At 56.6% G+C, this 14,893-nt stretch carries 16 protein-coding genes and 2 pseudogenes; 4 read left to right on the top strand and 14 right to left on the bottom strand.

What is annotated here, in order from left to right; translation table 11 throughout:
• From GFC01_RS13630 to GFC01_RS13620, 3 genes and pseudogenes are all read right to left on the bottom strand, one after another.
• A pseudogene (locus GFC01_RS13630) lies at positions 1–237 on the bottom strand (hypothetical protein); the annotation flags it as partial.
• A gap of 125 nt (positions 238–362) precedes the next feature.
• Complete coding sequence (gene pth / locus GFC01_RS13625; protein ID WP_152947721.1) at positions 363–938, bottom strand: aminoacyl-tRNA hydrolase; 576 nt, start codon at positions 936–938, stop codon at positions 363–365.
• Between the two features lie 356 nt (positions 939–1,294).
• Positions 1,295–1,612: a hypothetical protein gene (locus GFC01_RS13620; RefSeq protein ID WP_152947720.1), complete on the bottom strand. Its 318-nt coding sequence runs from the start codon at positions 1,610–1,612 to the stop codon at positions 1,295–1,297.
• Between the two features lie 142 nt (positions 1,613–1,754).
• On the opposite strand from GFC01_RS13620, the gene GFC01_RS13615 reads away from it, so the two are divergent.
• Positions 1,755–2,489: a PRC-barrel domain-containing protein gene (locus GFC01_RS13615; RefSeq protein WP_152947719.1), complete on the top strand. Its 735-nt coding sequence runs from the start codon at positions 1,755–1,757 to the stop codon at positions 2,487–2,489.
• Between the two features lie 134 nt (positions 2,490–2,623).
• On the opposite strand, the gene GFC01_RS13610 is transcribed toward GFC01_RS13615, so the two are convergent.
• The 8 genes from GFC01_RS13610 to GFC01_RS13575 all read right to left on the bottom strand — a co-directional run bounded on the left by GFC01_RS13610 (position 2,624) and on the right by GFC01_RS13575 (position 10,285).
• Positions 2,624–3,571: a ribose-phosphate diphosphokinase gene (locus GFC01_RS13610; RefSeq protein ID WP_152947718.1), complete on the bottom strand. Its 948-nt coding sequence runs from the start codon at positions 3,569–3,571 to the stop codon at positions 2,624–2,626.
• A 132-nt stretch (positions 3,572–3,703) separates the two neighbouring features.
• The gene (gene glmU, locus GFC01_RS13605; protein WP_152947717.1) at positions 3,704–5,092 is read right to left on the bottom strand and encodes a bifunctional UDP-N-acetylglucosamine diphosphorylase/glucosamine-1-phosphate N-acetyltransferase GlmU; all 1,389 of its coding nucleotides are present in this window, start codon (positions 5,090–5,092) and stop codon (positions 3,704–3,706) included.
• A 421-nt stretch (positions 5,093–5,513) separates the two neighbouring features.
• On the bottom strand, positions 5,514–5,768 hold the full coding sequence (spoVG, locus tag GFC01_RS13600) for a septation regulator SpoVG (protein WP_341473990.1): 255 nt from the start codon (positions 5,766–5,768) through the stop codon (positions 5,514–5,516).
• A 110-nt stretch (positions 5,769–5,878) separates the two neighbouring features.
• Entirely contained in the window at positions 5,879–7,093 is a 1,215-nt protein-coding gene (ilvA, locus tag GFC01_RS13595) for a threonine ammonia-lyase (RefSeq protein ID WP_341473988.1), read from the bottom strand.
• A gap of 173 nt (positions 7,094–7,266) precedes the next feature.
• Entirely contained in the window at positions 7,267–8,028 is a 762-nt protein-coding gene (locus GFC01_RS13590; protein WP_152947715.1) for a nucleotidyltransferase family protein, read from the bottom strand.
• Positions 8,028–8,708: a GntR family transcriptional regulator gene (locus GFC01_RS13585; protein ID WP_152947714.1), complete on the bottom strand. Its 681-nt coding sequence runs from the start codon at positions 8,706–8,708 to the stop codon at positions 8,028–8,030. The genes GFC01_RS13590 and GFC01_RS13585 overlap by 1 nt, the downstream gene beginning before the upstream one ends.
• Positions 8,709–8,763: 55 nt before the next feature.
• Positions 8,764–9,621, bottom strand: coding sequence for a 4-(cytidine 5'-diphospho)-2-C-methyl-D-erythritol kinase (gene ispE, locus GFC01_RS13580; RefSeq protein WP_341473989.1), 858 nt, complete (start codon positions 9,619–9,621; stop codon positions 8,764–8,766).
• 106 nt (positions 9,622–9,727) lie between these two features.
• A complete protein-coding gene (locus GFC01_RS13575; RefSeq protein WP_152947724.1) occupies positions 9,728–10,285 on the bottom strand; it encodes a phosphatidylglycerophosphatase A family protein in 558 nt (185 codons plus the stop codon).
• Positions 10,286–10,469: 184 nt separating this feature from the next.
• Between GFC01_RS13575 and GFC01_RS13570 the strand changes: the two genes are divergently transcribed.
• On the top strand, positions 10,470–11,006 hold the full coding sequence (locus GFC01_RS13570) for a L,D-transpeptidase family protein (RefSeq protein WP_152947712.1): 537 nt from the start codon (positions 10,470–10,472) through the stop codon (positions 11,004–11,006).
• 134 nt (positions 11,007–11,140) lie between these two features.
• Here the strand turns inward: GFC01_RS13570 and GFC01_RS13565 are convergent.
• Positions 11,141–11,398 (bottom strand): annotated as a pseudogene (locus tag GFC01_RS13565) (Uma2 family endonuclease); the annotation flags it as partial.
• 41 nt (positions 11,399–11,439) lie between these two features.
• Between GFC01_RS13565 and GFC01_RS13560 the strand changes: the two are divergent.
• Positions 11,440–11,868: a NifB/NifX family molybdenum-iron cluster-binding protein gene (locus GFC01_RS13560; RefSeq protein WP_194174952.1), complete on the top strand. Its 429-nt coding sequence runs from the start codon at positions 11,440–11,442 to the stop codon at positions 11,866–11,868.
• A gap of 17 nt (positions 11,869–11,885) precedes the next feature.
• On the opposite strand, the gene GFC01_RS13555 is transcribed toward GFC01_RS13560, so the two are convergent.
• Entirely contained in the window at positions 11,886–12,797 is a 912-nt protein-coding gene (locus GFC01_RS13555) for an RpnC/YadD family protein (RefSeq protein ID WP_152947710.1), read from the bottom strand.
• A gap of 629 nt (positions 12,798–13,426) precedes the next feature.
• On the opposite strand from GFC01_RS13555, the gene GFC01_RS13550 reads away from it, so the two are divergent.
• Positions 13,427–13,594 (top strand): hypothetical protein, encoded by a 168-nt coding sequence (locus GFC01_RS13550; protein WP_194174951.1) that lies wholly within the window; start codon positions 13,427–13,429, stop codon positions 13,592–13,594.
• Positions 13,595–13,654: 60 nt separating this feature from the next.
• On the opposite strand, the gene GFC01_RS13545 is transcribed toward GFC01_RS13550, so the two are convergent.
• Positions 13,655–14,539 (bottom strand): RpnC/YadD family protein, encoded by an 885-nt coding sequence (locus GFC01_RS13545; RefSeq protein ID WP_152947709.1) that lies wholly within the window; start codon positions 14,537–14,539, stop codon positions 13,655–13,657.
• Positions 14,540–14,893 lie beyond the last annotated feature (354 nt).

Below are 14,893 nucleotides of genomic sequence, written 5' to 3'. Positions count from 1 at the left end.
CCGCCGCCCTTTAAAGGCGTCCCACACCCCCTCCACCAGACCAAAAACCAGATGGGATGCCGGGATGGATGCGCTGAACCACAGGGCCAACCCCGTCTTGGCCCCCTCCTCCACCCCCGGCGACAGGTAAATCACTCCCCGGGAGCCCAGAAAACGAATTAAAAGACCATTGGTGACCCAGGAAAGGGCGGCGGCCAGGACACCGGCCGGTATGTAGCTTAACGGTTCCATTTCCAACTAGTATAAACGGTAAAGCAGTGTCCGATACGCGACCCGCCGGATCACCGGGTTTGCACTCCCCGCCGGCAAAAAATACCCTTTCCTGCAGGACCGGTGAAAACGTTTCCCGAAAACCGACCGCATTACCTGACCGGCCCGGCATTAAAACGGTTCATGGCCTCCTCCAGACCCACGGTCACCACCACCCGGACGGCCTCGGCCGCAGCGGCCACCGCCTGCTCAATCAACGGCCCTTCCTCCGGGGTGAAGCGCCCCAGCACCCAGTCCACCACATCCGTGCCTTCATGGACGGGACGGCCGATGCCCATGCGCAGGCGGGCAAACCCGTTGGTACCCAGGTGCTGGATAATGGATTGCAGACCCCGGTGCCCCCCGTGTCCCCCGGCCCGGCGCAGGCGGATCCGGCCCACGGGCAGGTCCAGGTCGTCGGACACCACCAGCAGATCCGCCGGAGTTAAACGGTGCCAGCGCATGATGGACGCCACGGCCCGGCCGCTTTCATTCATGTAGGTCATGGGTTTGGCCAGCATTATCTGCCGGCCCTCCAGCTGTCCCCGGCCGGTTAAGGAAAAGAACACCTGCCGCCCCACCGGTATATTTAATTCCCGGGCCAGGCGGTCCACCACCATGAAACCGGCATTATGCCTGGTTCCGGCATATTCCGGCCCGGGATTACCCAATCCAACCACTAAAAACATACTGTCGTTAACCTCCCCTGAACATTATAACCATAAACATCCACCCGGAAAAGGCGGGAAGGAACCTTTTAACCGCTCACCGGGCACAAAAACGATTGAGGTAAGACACGGTAAGATTGGATTTTGCGGCTTCAAAAATAAAAGGCCTTGCGGCCGTTTGATCTGAGGATGTTTCTAATATTTAGATCAGCCAGATGCTGTTTCGTAAAAAAATCAAACATGACAGGGCACCCAGAAATATTTCCTGACCCGCGTTTAGAGGGAAAAAGAAGGTTTGGGCCAGGACATAGCCTTCTTATTCTCACCTCTTACATTCTCACCTCTCACATTCTCACATCTTACATTACCGGTTACAGTTACCGGCCGGCCAGAGGCGGCATAACGGGAGCGGTACCGGGAGTAATGGTCAAAGGACCACCGGTGGTTACCAGTCCGATGGCGCCGATGGGGATGATCACCTGACGCATGGGTGCGCCGGTCACCATGATATGCACTTCAACGTAGTCAATGCCCACGGCATGCAGCATACCGGTGATCTCCAGGGAACCGACCGCATGTCTGGTCACGTTGGCCACATAAACGGTAACCTGCTGGCCCGTCAACTGGCGCAGGCGCTCCATATAGGGCACCACCGGTTCCATGGTGCCGTAATATTGTAACTGGGCATCCGGCATCTGGTTATCCTCCTTGACATAATGATGGATTCACTGCCATCTTATGCAAAAAGAGGTCATATTGACCCGGCCGGCGGCATATGAATTTAGGGAGCAGGGAAGATGCCGGAGTGTGAATGGGAAAAAGGGGGGTGGACGGTGGATGCGCCGGAGCAAGCAATTCATCGGCATGCCGGTGATCAGCCTGCAGGAGGGGCAGCAAATAGGTACGGTGCGCGGCCTGGTGGTGGACCCGGAGAAAAAGGCGGTGGCCGCCCTGATCATAGAGCAAAAAGGCTGGTTCAAGGAGCAAAAATACATCCCCTTTGCCCGGGTGCACTGCGTGGGGGAAAATGTGATCACCGTGAACCGCAGCAGCAATGCCGAAAGGGCGGTCAAACTGCCGGACATTGTCAGGCTGGTCAAGGAAAGGGTTGGTATCACCGGCGCCCGCATAGTGACGGAAAACGGCGCCCTTTTGGGCCAGGTGGACGAATACTATGTGGATCTGGTGGCCGGGGATATAGTGGGGCTGGAATTCTCCGGGGGGTTCCTGGACAGCGTCATGCAGGGCCGGGCCTTCCTGGACACGGCCCATGTACGCACCATCGGCAAGGAAGTGATTGTGGCCGCCAACGAAGCCCTGTCCAATGTGGTGAAAATGGAAGGTGGCCTGTCGGAAACCATGCGTCACCTGCGCCAGTCCACCAGCCAGGCCTGGGATGCCACCCGCCAGAAGACCCGTGAACTGGGCGAAGCCATCAGCGGCTCCTGGGAAAAGGTACGCCGGTCCCGCACCCCTGACGAGGAAAACTGCACCTGTGACCGGCACCAGCGGCACTACGGCCCCAACGGCCAGTCAAAGGACGAACAGCCCCCGGAACAGCCCCGGGAGTAATCGCCGGGCCGGGCCTGCACCGTCCCGGGCGAAACCATCTTTAGTAAACCGGCATACCGGGACGGCCGGGACGAACCCGGCTCAGACTTAAGGGGACACCCGGGTGTCCCCTTCCTTCGCCCTGAGACCCGCCCCTAGTCGAACAGCTTGCTTACGGAAAGATCCTCATGAATGCGGATAATGGCTTCACCCAGCAGGGGCGCCACCGACAGAACCTTGATCTTATCGATCATCTTTTCCGGCGGTATGGGGATGGTATTGGTCACCAGCACTTCCTTGATCTCGGATTCTTCCAGGCGCTTTACCGCCGGCCCGCTGAGCACCGGATGGGTGCAGCAGACGTAAATCTCTTTGGCGCCCCATTTCTTTAAGGCCGCCGCCCCCTGGGCAATGGTGCCGGCGGTATCAATAATATCGTCAATCATAATTACCCGCTTACCCTCGATATCCCCCACAATGTTCATGATCTCGGCCACATTGGGCTCGGGCCGGCGCTTGTCGATGATGGCGATGGGCGCGCCGATGCGTTCGGCCAGGTCCCTGGCCCGGGTTACCCCGCCCAGGTCGGGTGACACCACCACCACATCCTTTAACTTCTGCTGGATGAAATACTGGGCCAGAATGGGCACACCGGGCAGGTGATCCACGGGAATGTCAAAGAACCCCTGGATCTGTCCGGCGTGCAGGTCCATGGTGATCACCCGCCGGGCACCGCTGGCAGTGATGAGGTTGGCCACCAGTTTGGCCGTGATGGGATCCCTGGCCCGGGTTTTGCGGTCCTGCCGGGCATAACCGTAATAGGGCAGCACCGCGGTAATGCGCCGGGCGGAAGCCCGCCTCACCGCGTCCACCATCACCAGCAGTTCCATCAGGTTCTCGTTTACCGGCTGGCAGGTGGGCTGGACAATAAAAACATCGGCTCCCCGTACGCTTTCGTTTATCTTTACCTGGATCTCGCCGTCTGAAAACCGGGTTACCTTGGCTGCCCCCACGCTAACCCCCAAATACTGGGCAATTTCCGTGGCCAGCTCCGGGTTGGCGTTACCGGTAAAAATTTTCAGTTCCTTGCGGGATGACATCATCCTACCTCCATCACCGATTTCAAAAAACCAGGTAGCCCGGCCGAACCGTACCGGGAAGGTCCGACCTTTTGCCGGCAGGGCGGACGATTGGTGGGCCGTCCCCACCGCCACCAGAGGAAAACCTGTGTTAATTCAGGTTTCCGGCCGGGCATCTTTCATCCTTTCCCGGCGCCGGGACCAGTTTTCGATATTTTTCTGGCGCCCCCGGGCCACGCCCAGGGCACCGGGCGGCACATCCTTTGTAATGGTGGAACCGGCCCCGATATAGGCCTTCTCCCCCACCGTCACCGGGGCCACCAGGTTGGTGTTGCTGCCGATAAAGGCCCCGTCACCGATGATAGTGGGCCATTTATTCTTTCCGTCGTAATTGCAGGTAATGGTCCCGGCCCCCACATTCACCCCGGACCCCACGGTGGCATCACCCACATAGCTCAGGTGAGGCACCTTGCTGCCCCTGCCCACCGTCGTTTTTTTCAATTCCACAAAGTCTCCCACCTTCACTTCCCCTTCCAGGATGCAACCGGGGCGAATATAGGCATAGGGACCGATACTACAATTATCTCCAATTTTACTCTCCCGGACCACCGATTGCTCGATGATTACCCCGTCCCCCACCGTGGCGTCCACCAGCCGGCTGCCCGGACCAATGATACAATTGGTGCCGATGACTGTGCTGCCTTCAATTATGGTAAAAGGGTAAACAACGGTGTCGCGGCCGATGCGCACACCGCGGTCAATAAAGGTAGAGGAGGGATCCATCACCGTTACCCCGGAAAGCATCAACTCCTCCACCACTTTCCGGCGTAAGACACCCTCCACCCGCGCCAGCTGGCAGCGGTCATTGATGCCCAGAATCTCCACGGGATCGTCCACCGCCACTGCGGCCACCGGACGGTTTTGGTGGACGTAGTGCTCGATGATATCCGTCAGGTAGTATTCCCCCTGGGCGTTTTCCGGAGAAAGAGCGGCCAGGGCGTCAAAAAGACCGGCAGCGGCAAAACAATAAATGCCGGTGTTTACTTCCTTTACGGCCAGCTGGTCCGGGGAAGCATCCCGCTGTTCCACTATTCTGCTCACCCGGCCCGCCCCATCCCGGATCACCCGGCCGTAACCGGTGGGATCGTCCAGGCAGGCGGTGAGCAGCGTGGCCCGGGCCGCCCCTTCCCGGTGGGCGTCCACCAGCCGGGACAGGGTGGCGGCCGTAATCAACGGAGTATCCCCGCAAACAACCAGGATGTGGCCCGGAAAATCCCCCAGCAAAGGGGCGGCCTGTAACAGGGCGTGGGCCGTGCCCAGCTGTTCCTGCTGGTACACCACTTCCGCCCGGTCACCGACGGTACGGGCCACCAGATCGCCGCCGAAGCCGGCCACCACCACTATTTTCGTTGCCCCGGCCCCCCGCACCGCCTCCAGCACATACTGGATCATGGGCCGGCCGCAAACCCTGTGCATTACCTTGGGCAGCCCGGATTTCATCCTGGTGCCCTTGCCCGCCGCCAGAATCACGGCCGCCAGTGACATGGTCGTCCTCCTTAAATAGTCGTCGGTCGTCAGATCTCAGCCGCCGGATTAAGCAGCCCGGCACTCACCGGAATAAGATAATTTCGAAGTGAATTGCGTTAATCCGTACATTTTCCTTTAGCAACATCCGAACATCTGTGAGTGCCGGGCACACTAAACCAGCCATAACGACTTTTTTCTTATCGAGGGAACAACTGTTCTGTGGGAAATATTTAAAAACAGTTACCCGGGCAGATCACGGCAAGGGGCTGCCTCCGGCAGCCCCGCCGTTTTATCCATTACACAAGACTTATTCAACAAAAATCGCCAATATCCTCTTGAAAAAATCATTATTAGATTTTTCACATAAAAAGAGAGCATAACGCTCTTCCACACACAAACAACACACCAACAAAACAATACACCTTTTGGGCAGGGAGCATTAAATAGCCTGGGCGTAAGCCTGCAGCACCGCACTTTGAATAATCTCCCTGGCTGTAGCATTAATGGGATGCGCAATGTCCCGGAATTCCCCGTCGGGGGTCTTACGGCTGGGCATGGCAACAAACAGGCCGTTGTTACCCTCCACCACTTTAACGTCATGAATAACAAACATGTCATCCAGGGTAACTGAAACAATGGCCTTCATCCTGCCCTCGGGGAGAACTTTACGCACCCGCACGTCGGTAACAACCACTCCCTCACCACCTTCCCTTAACCTGTCTGCCATCCCTTACCACATATTTTCTCCACAAAATAAAAAATTCCTGCAAATTTCCATTTCAGTTAGAAAATATTCCGCCTGTCTTAAACCCTCTCTACGGTATATCCTTCCCTACCCAGGGTGGAAAGCACGGCTTCCACATGGGCCGGATCCCGGGTTTCCAGAAACAGCTCCACCTCCGCCTGTTTCAAGGGCACCTGGGGTTTAATCCGGTCGTGATGGACGGAAATAACGTTTACCCCGGCGGCAGCCAGCAGGGCCAGCAAACGCTGCAGGCTGCCGGGCTGGTCGGTAACCACGGTGCGCAGCCGCAGGCGGCGGCCCGACTTGACCAGACCCCGCTCGATAATCATGGATAAAATATTGACATCAATATTTCCGCCGCTTAAAACCACGGCCACCTTGAGACCGGTCAGGGATAGCCTGCCGTGCAACAGCGCCGCCAGCCCCGCCGCGCCGGCCCCTTCCACCACTATTTTGGAGCGCTCCAGGAGCATTAAAATGGCCCGGGCAATTTCTTCATCATCCACCAGAACCACATCATCCACATACCGGTGGATCATTTCCAGAACAAACTCCCCGGGCCGGCGCACACTGATGCCGTCGGCAATGGTGGCCGCGGCCGCCAGTTCCTGCCTTTGACCCCCTTTATAGGAAAGATAAACCGCCGGCGCCCCGGCCGACTGAACGCCAATCACCCGCACCCGGGGATGCACCGACTTGACGGCCACGGCGATGCCCGCAAGCAGGCCGCCCCCGCCCACGGGCACCACCACCGCATCCAGATCCGGCAGTTCGTCCAGCAGTTCCAGGCCGACGGTTCCCTGCCCGGCGGCCACCAGGGGATCATCAAAGGCGTGTACCAGGGTGGCCCCGGTCTGCTCCCGGATTTCCCGCGCCCGCTCGTAGGCCTCGTCGTAGCCGCTACCGAAAAGAATTACCTCCGCCCCATAACCCCGGGTGGCCATCACCTTGGAAATGGGCGCCCCTTCGGGCATCACCACCACCGATTTAATACCCGCCCGGGAGGCGGCATAGGCCACCCCCTGGGCATGGTTGCCCGCCGACGCGGCAATCACCCCCCGCCGGCGCTCCTCTTCACCCAGGGACATTATTTTGTTATAAGCACCGCGAATTTTAAATGAACCGGTCTTCTGTAAATTCTCCAGCTTAAAGTAAAGATCCGTACCGGTGAGCAGGGAAAAGGTGGCGGAACGGTCCAGGGGCGTGGGGTGAATTACCCCCCTGAAGTGTTCCCGGGCCTGCTTGATCATTTCCAGATTGAGTGGAACAGTCACAGGATTTCGCCCTCCCCTTTACCCGGCCACCGGCCATTACCGTGAAATTTACTACCATTGGGCGTACCTGGTTTAGATTTATAATCGCCCGTGAGGATAGCTATAACACCAACAAAACCAATGGGAAATCATCCCCAAAGGGGCCTGCCCCCAACCGGCCTCCCGCATCACCGTCAACAGGCCGACTGCAGCGCCCGGGTCACCAGGGCCAGGTCCACCGGTTTATCCACATCCACACCCACTTCCGGGTAGCGGCTGATCACCACACAGCCCTGCACGCCCAGGAGGCGGGATACCCGGGCCTCGGCTTCCTTCAGGGTAACCCGGTGAAGAAGAAAACGCAAAAGAAAACCCAGCCCCACCAGCCGGCACAGGCGCAGGGGGCTCTTGCGGGCGTCCACCAGCTGCTGCCCCAGGGGCAGGCAGCGGGAAACCACCTCCGGATTGAGCAGAAAAATGTTTCCCCCGGTAAAAACCCCTTCCTTCAAGCTCACGTAGGTGCGCTGCACGCCGCTTTTAAAGCGGCTTTCCACCGCCTCCCGGGGGACAATGGGGTAGTAGAGATCGGCCCGCTGATCCCGGCACTGTTCCAGAAAATCCTCAATGGCCCCGGGAGTGATCAGAGGAATGTCCGAGCTGACCAGCAGCACCCGGCGGGCGCCGGATAACGCCTCCATCCCCCCCTGCACATTTTCCAGAAGACTACCCCCCGCGGGCACCACCAGCGCCCCGGTTCCCTGCAAATCCACACTCAGTTCTTCCCGGGGACCCACCACGGCAATGCGTGCAATGCTCCGGCTCTGGGTCAGCGCATCCACCACATAACGGACCATGGATTTGTCACCGATGGGGATCAGCGCCTCATAGGGCACCGGGCTGCATTCCTTTAAGGGCCCGTTGTTGGGACTGCCGGCCAGCACCACCGCATCCACCATTATTTCCTAGCCTCCCCCAGGGCATTCAACAGGCTCTGTTCGGCATTTTCAATATGCTCCCGGGCCAGGGCCTGGGCCAGTTCCACATTGCGGTCGCTGATGGCCTCCACAATATGCTTGTGTTCCTCCAGGGCCAGCCTGGTCCGGCCGGGCTGGGACAGGGAAGTGGTCCGGAAACGCTGTATCTGGTCCGACAGGTTGCTGATGATCTGTACCAGCCTTTCGTTCCGGCTGGCCCGGTAAATAATCTCGTGAAATTTGGTATCACTTTCCACCAGAGCATCGATACTCTTACCACTCACTTCAGTTGTCTTTAATAACGCCCTTTCCAGTTCATCCAGTTCCTCGTCGGTAATGCGCTCCGCCGCCAGCCCGGCCGCCAGTCCTTCCATGGCCGCCCGCACCTCAAAGACATCCACGATATCCTTCACAGAAATGCCGGCCACATAGGCTCCCTTGCGGGGCACCATTACCACAAAGCCTTCCAGTTCCAGCTTGCGGATGGCCTCCCGCACCGGCGTGCGGCTCACACCCATTTCCTCGGCCAGCTGCACTTCCATCAGGCGTTCGCCGGGTTTCAGACGGCCCTGGATGATGGCTTCCCTGAGGGATTCAAAAACCATCTCCCTCAAGGGCTTATAATTATCCAGCTTGATGGGAATCAGTCTCGGCTCCTCCATGGCCGCCACCTCTTTCATCAGTCATAAACACTTCTATTTTATCCGGAACAGGTAATTACTGCAAGTGGATTGCACCGGCGCACAGGCGGGTACAAATAATGCGCCCCAGCCGGGGGTCCAGCCGCCCGGCCACCCGGCGGGCCTCTTCCTCACCGGAGCAGAGGCCGAAAACGGTGGGACCGCTGCCGCTCATCTCCACCCCTGCCGCACCGGCTTCCTGCAAAGCCCCTTTAACCCGCCGCACTTCCGGCACCAGGGAAGCCGTGACCGGTTCCAGCACATTACCCAGGGAGGCACACACGGCGGCCAGGTCCCGCCGGTCCACGGCCCGCAGCATGGCCTGCGTATCCGGACGCCCCACCGGGAGCAGGCGGTCGTATTCTTTGTAAATGCGGGCGGTGGATACGGCCACGTCGGGGGTAACCAGCACCACGCCCCAGGGGGGCAGGGGAGGCAGCGGAGTGAGCAGTTCCCCCTTTCCCCGGGCCAGGGCCGTGCCGCCAGCCAGGCAGAAAGGCACGTCGGCCCCCAGCTGCAGGGCCAGCCGGGCCAGCTCTTCCCGGGAGAGGTCCAGTGACCACAGGCGGTTTAACGCCAGCAGGGTGGCGGCCGCATCGGCCGAACCGCCCCCCAGGCCGGCGGCCACCGGAATGTTCTTAAAAAGATGAATACGCACCCCCCGGCGGCAGCCGGTCTGCTTACGCAAAAGCTCCGCCGCCCGCCAGACCAGGTTTTCCGGGCCGGCGGGTACACCAGAGGCCCCGGTTTCCAGCTCAATGCCGCCGGGCAGGGGCGCAAAAACCAGCCGGTCGGCCAGAGCAATGCTTTGCATTACCGTTTCCAGCTCATGATAGCCGTCGGGCAAAAGACCGGTGATATCCAGGGTGAGGTTGATCTTGGCACGGGCCTGCACTTGCAACAACAGGGTATCCCCCTTACCTGGTACTAATCGACACCATTTCTAGAAAACGGCCCTGTGAAGAGACCCGGGCAATTACCGGTGTGAACGGGCCGGCCCTTTAGTCCAGAGAGCAGGCCGCGGCGCCGTCATCCAAAAGCAGGCAGCCGTCCCGGTCCCGGTGGGCCAGACGGGCTGCGGCCGCCGCCACCACGGCGGCCAGGAGATCATCCAGGAAGGTGTTCACTTTTTTACCCTTCCTATCGTTGACCTGGCCGATAATCCCCGGTTTCATTTTATCCAGATAGCCGAAGTTGGTCAAACCAATGGAACCATAGACATTGACAATGCTCAGGGCCAGCACCTCGTCAATGCCGTACAGGCCGTCGTCGCTGCGTACCATGGAGGACAGGGGTTCTTCCAGGAACCCCCTCTCTGCCATTTCATCCAGGGAAAGCCCGGTAAGAATGGCATTCTGGACTTCCCGCTTTTCCAGGACATGCTCCACACTACTCCGGCAATCCTCCATTGTCAGCCGGTCTATATATTTTTTCTGCACGAAATAAACCAGGGCGGCCATGTCTTCCAGGGACACACCGCGCCGCGCAAGCCGCTCCACCACCAACTTCTTGAGCTCCAGGCTGCTCAGATGCTTTTGCCTTTCCCCGGCTGTGGCCATACTCAAAACCGGGCCCTCCTTCCCCTTTCTGTAGTATTCAAGTAATTAATTATAACATATGATAAGATACCTGTCCCCGGTTAATATCTGGATAAATCCGGCACTTCCGCAGTCAAAATGGCTTCCCGCCTCATATGATGATGCTGAAAAACAAAGTCCTGCTGGCGAGGGGTGAGTTACCAGAATGTCTGGGGAAACACTTACTACCGGGACCCACCTGCTGGTGGAGACGGACCGGCGGCGGCTGCACCATTTTCAGGGGGATAGCCTGGTACGCACCTACCCGGTGGCCGTGGGCAAGCCTTCCACGCCGACACCCACCGGGAACTACCACGTGGTGTATAAAATGCTCAATCCCGGCGGCGTACTGGGCAGCCGCTGGATGGGCCTGGACATCCCGGGCGGCAACTATGGTATCCACGGCACCAACAACCCGGATTCCATCGGCCGGGCCGTATCCAACGGCTGCATCCGCATGCACAACCACCATGTGGAGGAACTTTTCCCCCGGGTGCAGATCGGCACGGCGGTGCGCATCGTGCGGGCGGAAAACACCCCCGCCGCCAGCCAGTCCGCCGGCAGCAGCTATGTGGTGCAGCCGGGGGATACCCTGTGGCAGCTGGCCCGCCGCTTCGGCGTGCCCTTAAGCACCCTGGTGGAGCTGAACGGGCTGGCGGATCCCGATGAACTTTACCCCGGGCAGGTGATCGTCCTGCCTTAAAAGGGGTCGTTTCGTCACGGTGGATCGGGTGCATATGGGCCTGCGTGATGTGCCCGTTACTTTTACCCGTATCGCAGGGTAGAGAGGGTGAAAATGAAAGCCGTCCGGCGGGACGGCTCCTCTATTCTATAAGATCAAAAAACATCCTTCAGACTTATTACAAAGTCTGGAAATATACTCACCTTTATTTCATCGCTTTCTGTGTATATTTCCGGCCTGCCGTATTTATTATTGTCGCCCTGTACAAATACACTGACCAGCTTTTCTTCCGGCTCCACGATCCAGTATTCTTTCACACCGGCTCTCTCGTATTTATAAAACTTTTCCAACCTGTCCTTCCTCGCCGAAAACGATGAAGTAATCTCAACGATCATATCGGGGGTGCCCATACAACAATATGATAATGAGAGTCTTTATCAAAGGGGGGGTCAGAATGAAGGTGGCTTTGCCAGTAAAAATGGGCCTCGTCGATAAATATTTCGAACGGGCCAAAACATTTCTCATCCTTGAGATAGAAGGCACAGCAATGAAAAAAAGTTTTTTCTCCGTCAATCCCAGCCAGAGCAACCGCAAACAAGTGATTGAACTTTTTCAGAAATCAGGAGTAAAACTGATCATCGTCGATAAAATAGGCACAAAAGCCAAACAAACGCTAAGTGAAAACGGTTTTCAAGTAAATTCACCAGAGGCCGCAGGCTTCCTGAAAAATATTCCGCCTGCGGCCGAAGGTGGTTACCCTGAAAGCTGCCCGGCGTATCTTACGTGTGCCGCCCGGAAGGGTGGTCCAGTTAATAACCTCAAGGATTCACCAGGAACATGTAAAAAGGGAGCAGCAATTATTTGCAATATGTCAACCCCTTGAAACGTAACTCATTTTACTTACTGGAACGCCTCTTCCATAAGTTTGGCAAACTCCTCTAAAGAGGCCACTTTGACGGTTTTTCTGTGCAAGGATTTTAAGAAAACGGGGTCATCAATAGCCTTTATTTTTTTACCTATATTTTTCTTGGACATGCCAAAACGCTCTTCCAGGATATCCAGAATGGCTTCCTGCAGGGCCTTGATTTCTCCCTTTTCCATGCCTTTTTCCATGCCTTTTTCCATGCCTTTTTCCATGCCTTCTTTAATCCAGTCCTGGACAATGCTTGCTTCTCTTAGCATTTTCGTTTCCTCCTTAAAAAACCCCAGTAAAAAATCTTTAGAAAAATACCTCGCTGCTAAAGTGATCGCCAAAGAAAGGGCATCCGCTTTGTATTTTTCGTTTTCACCGGAGAGGATCAGTTCCCTGGTTTTAGCCAGAACCTCTACGCTTTTCTCCCGGGTTAAGAGGATTAATAGGGGTGCCAGTTCTTTTAATTCCCCCGCGACTATTTCTTCTATGTAATCCCAGAGCTTAATTGCTTCGTAACTGAAAACATTTTCTCTTTTTCCCTGGTAGCTGACCACATATTCCCGGGGTAAATTTCTATACTCCCTTCGTTCTAAATAGATTACTTTGGAGATAACCGGTTTCCCGTTGCTCGCCGTTAATAGTGCGTTATAGATATGCATCCTTAAAGGTAGATCTGTTTCATGACGCAGTTGAAAATCCAAATGCAGGATATATTCGTTTTCTTCGTCCTGCAGGCCATAGACAAAGTCCAGTCTTTTTTCCGGCAGGTTGATCTCCGGGTTTTCAATGGTTTCATAAGTTATGTTTTCTACTGACCCCAGCGCCAGTTTAAGAAAGGCCTGTGGATACTGTTTCGCCAGGATTTTCAGGCTGCGGTCGATAACCTTATGAGCCGGCAAAAACCTCAATTCCTTTCGTTTTGATTTGATTATACCATGGTGGTTAACCAGGGAAAAGGCGAGTTTGAGATATTCCGCCGGGGAATTGTACTGCAGAAAGGGCAGGATCTAACTGGTCCGACCTGGCTATTTGCGGACGAATTCTTTACGGGCGCAGACGTAGCCTGTCTCTTCCAGCCTGGTCAGGTGTACGCATATGTCAAGGGGTGCCCGGCACCCCTTGGAATGACACCGGCCATGCTGAAGGAACTCCGGGAGCTTCGGGCTACGCTCTATGGCCAGGAGGCTTAGAGTCCGGTTCCGGCGCCTGTAGATTGCCTTCCAGATTCAGTGGCTCCAGCAGCGGCTTAAAAGCGGTGATTTCGTTGCTTTTTTTATCCACCTGCCGTTGAGCGATAACCATTTTCTCTCGCTGTAGAAACATACTGTCGAAAAACAGAAAACAAAACTTTGGCTTTAACCTTAGCAGCTATAAGACAGCAACGCGGAGCCCCTTTCTTAGCGCCCCTGAATACGCCGGTTTTCTGACAGCGGGCGTTTTTGTCCCGGAGAACCTGTCTTCCATAAAGTGCTAATCACCTGCCGGAATTAATATAATTTACCAGTTGCATTTCCGGCAGGTGAATATTTTGGGTGGTATTCTTTTCATGGCCCTGCTGGCCGGCTTGAGCACCTGCCTGGGGGCTGTGCTGGTACTGGTCTGGGGCCGCCCGGGGCGGCGGTCCTTTGCCTTTTTCCTGGGGCTGGCGGCGGGAGTGATGCTGGCGGTGGGCTATAGATGCCAGCGGCGACTTTGACGTGGTCCTGCGTGAAACCCCATGAGCTTTCAGCCCTGGGTTGATTTGCCTCGAAGCGCTCTAATTTGTCTGTCCTTCCTCGCCGTCGAGTGCAGACATGAATTCTTCTAAACTCTTTGCCTTTACGGCACGGCGGAAAAGCGTTTTAAGAACACCCATGTCCTGAATTGACCGTAACTTTTCCGCTAAGTGATCAGGGTAAATGCCTGTGTTTTCTTCCAGGGCTTCCAGAATAGCTTCCACACGATCTTCCCGCAAACCTTTTTGCAGACCTCGCTGTTCCCCCTGGTCAATCCATTTCTCCCGAATACCGTCAAACAGCGGAGATGCTTCCATTTTGCTCACCTCAATTACTTTCAAGATAATCTCCCTGGCGAAGCAAAGCGATGAAAACAGCGCCAGGCCAAGATACAGGTCCGGTTGCCACTGGACAGGCACTTCTTCTATGCGCCTGGCGCATTGAACAAGCACTTCCTCATCCGTCAGACGGTGGCGCATTAACGGCACCAAAGGAATAATTCCCACCGGGCCGTGCTTTAAAACATCTTCCCCGGGCAGGTCCGCCAGGTTGATTAACCGGTAACTGAACGACACCACGGTGAGATCCAGGCAGTCGAAACCATAACTGTCTTCCTGCGGCCGGCCGGTCAGGTTGAGCACCACCGGGTAAACAGGTTTATTATATTCCCGGTGCTGCATGGCGGTGTATTCCAGCAGCCGCCGGGGCATCTCCCGGTCGATGCGCGTCTGGGCTTCCAGGATCATTATGTATTCGTAGCCGTTCTCGCTGATCCTAAAAAGAATGTCCGAATCCCGCTTGACGGCTACCGTTTCTTTTTCCAGGCGATCCACCTTATCAACAGGTATGCCGCGCACTAACTGAACGAAGTGAGTCGGGTATCGTTCGACCAGCGCCTTAATAACAAGATCGAATTCCTGGGCCATGTTTCGTTCTCCGTTTTTAAGTTAATTATAACATTTTAGGGGTTTTGCGGCCAGCTGATTTTTCCCCGCCCGTCCTCTATTTGCTGGTTTGCCACGGCCGGCTACTCACTGGTGATACTCCTCACCTTCCAGTGCCCGTCAACGCTGGCCAGGGTGACCAGCCACCTTTGCGATCGGCTTTCCGGCCCCCCGAAAAGACGGGCGCGGGACCAGTTCATTATATTCCCCTGCCTCACCGTGATGGCACAGGGCCGGGACGGGTCCGGCTTGTACCAGCAATCCTGAGGGTCGGACCTCTCAACCGCCCAGCCCTGGTGGGCGCGGCTACCCCCCCCACGCTGTCCGGGGTCGGCT

Origin of the sequence: Desulfofundulus thermobenzoicus (assembly GCF_009428905.1) — a bacterium.
In the GTDB taxonomy this organism is placed as follows: Bacteria; Bacillota; Desulfotomaculia; order Desulfotomaculales; family Desulfovirgulaceae; genus Desulfofundulus_A; species Desulfofundulus_A thermobenzoicus.
This window is presented reverse-complemented; position numbering and strand designations above follow the sequence as displayed.

Bases quoted from the DNA above. Each gene is read 5' to 3' on its own strand.
- pth (WP_152947721.1), bottom strand. From the start codon at position 938: ATGTTTTTAGTGGTTGGATTGGGTAATCCCGGGCCGGAATATGCCGGA.
- GFC01_RS13620 (WP_152947720.1), bottom strand. From the start codon at position 1,612: ATGCCGGATGCCCAGTTACAATATTACGGCACCATGGAACCGGTGGTG.
- GFC01_RS13615 (WP_152947719.1), top strand. From the start codon at position 1,755: ATGCGCCGGAGCAAGCAATTCATCGGCATGCCGGTGATCAGCCTGCAG.
- GFC01_RS13610 (WP_152947718.1), bottom strand. From the start codon at position 3,571: ATGATGTCATCCCGCAAGGAACTGAAAATTTTTACCGGTAACGCCAAC.
- glmU (WP_152947717.1), bottom strand. From the start codon at position 5,092: ATGTCACTGGCGGCCGTGATTCTGGCGGCGGGCAAGGGCACCAGGATG.
- GFC01_RS13590 (WP_152947715.1), bottom strand. From the start codon at position 8,028: ATGGTGGATGCGGTGGTGCTGGCCGGCAGTCCCAACAACGGGCCCTTA.
- GFC01_RS13585 (WP_152947714.1), bottom strand. From the start codon at position 8,708: ATGGAGGAGCCGAGACTGATTCCCATCAAGCTGGATAATTATAAGCCC.
- GFC01_RS13575 (WP_152947724.1), bottom strand. From the start codon at position 10,285: ATGGCCACAGCCGGGGAAAGGCAAAAGCATCTGAGCAGCCTGGAGCTC.
- GFC01_RS13570 (WP_152947712.1), top strand. From the start codon at position 10,470: ATGTCTGGGGAAACACTTACTACCGGGACCCACCTGCTGGTGGAGACG.
- GFC01_RS13560 (WP_194174952.1), top strand. From the start codon at position 11,440: ATGAAGGTGGCTTTGCCAGTAAAAATGGGCCTCGTCGATAAATATTTC.
- GFC01_RS13545 (WP_152947709.1), bottom strand. From the start codon at position 14,539: ATGGCCCAGGAATTCGATCTTGTTATTAAGGCGCTGGTCGAACGATAC.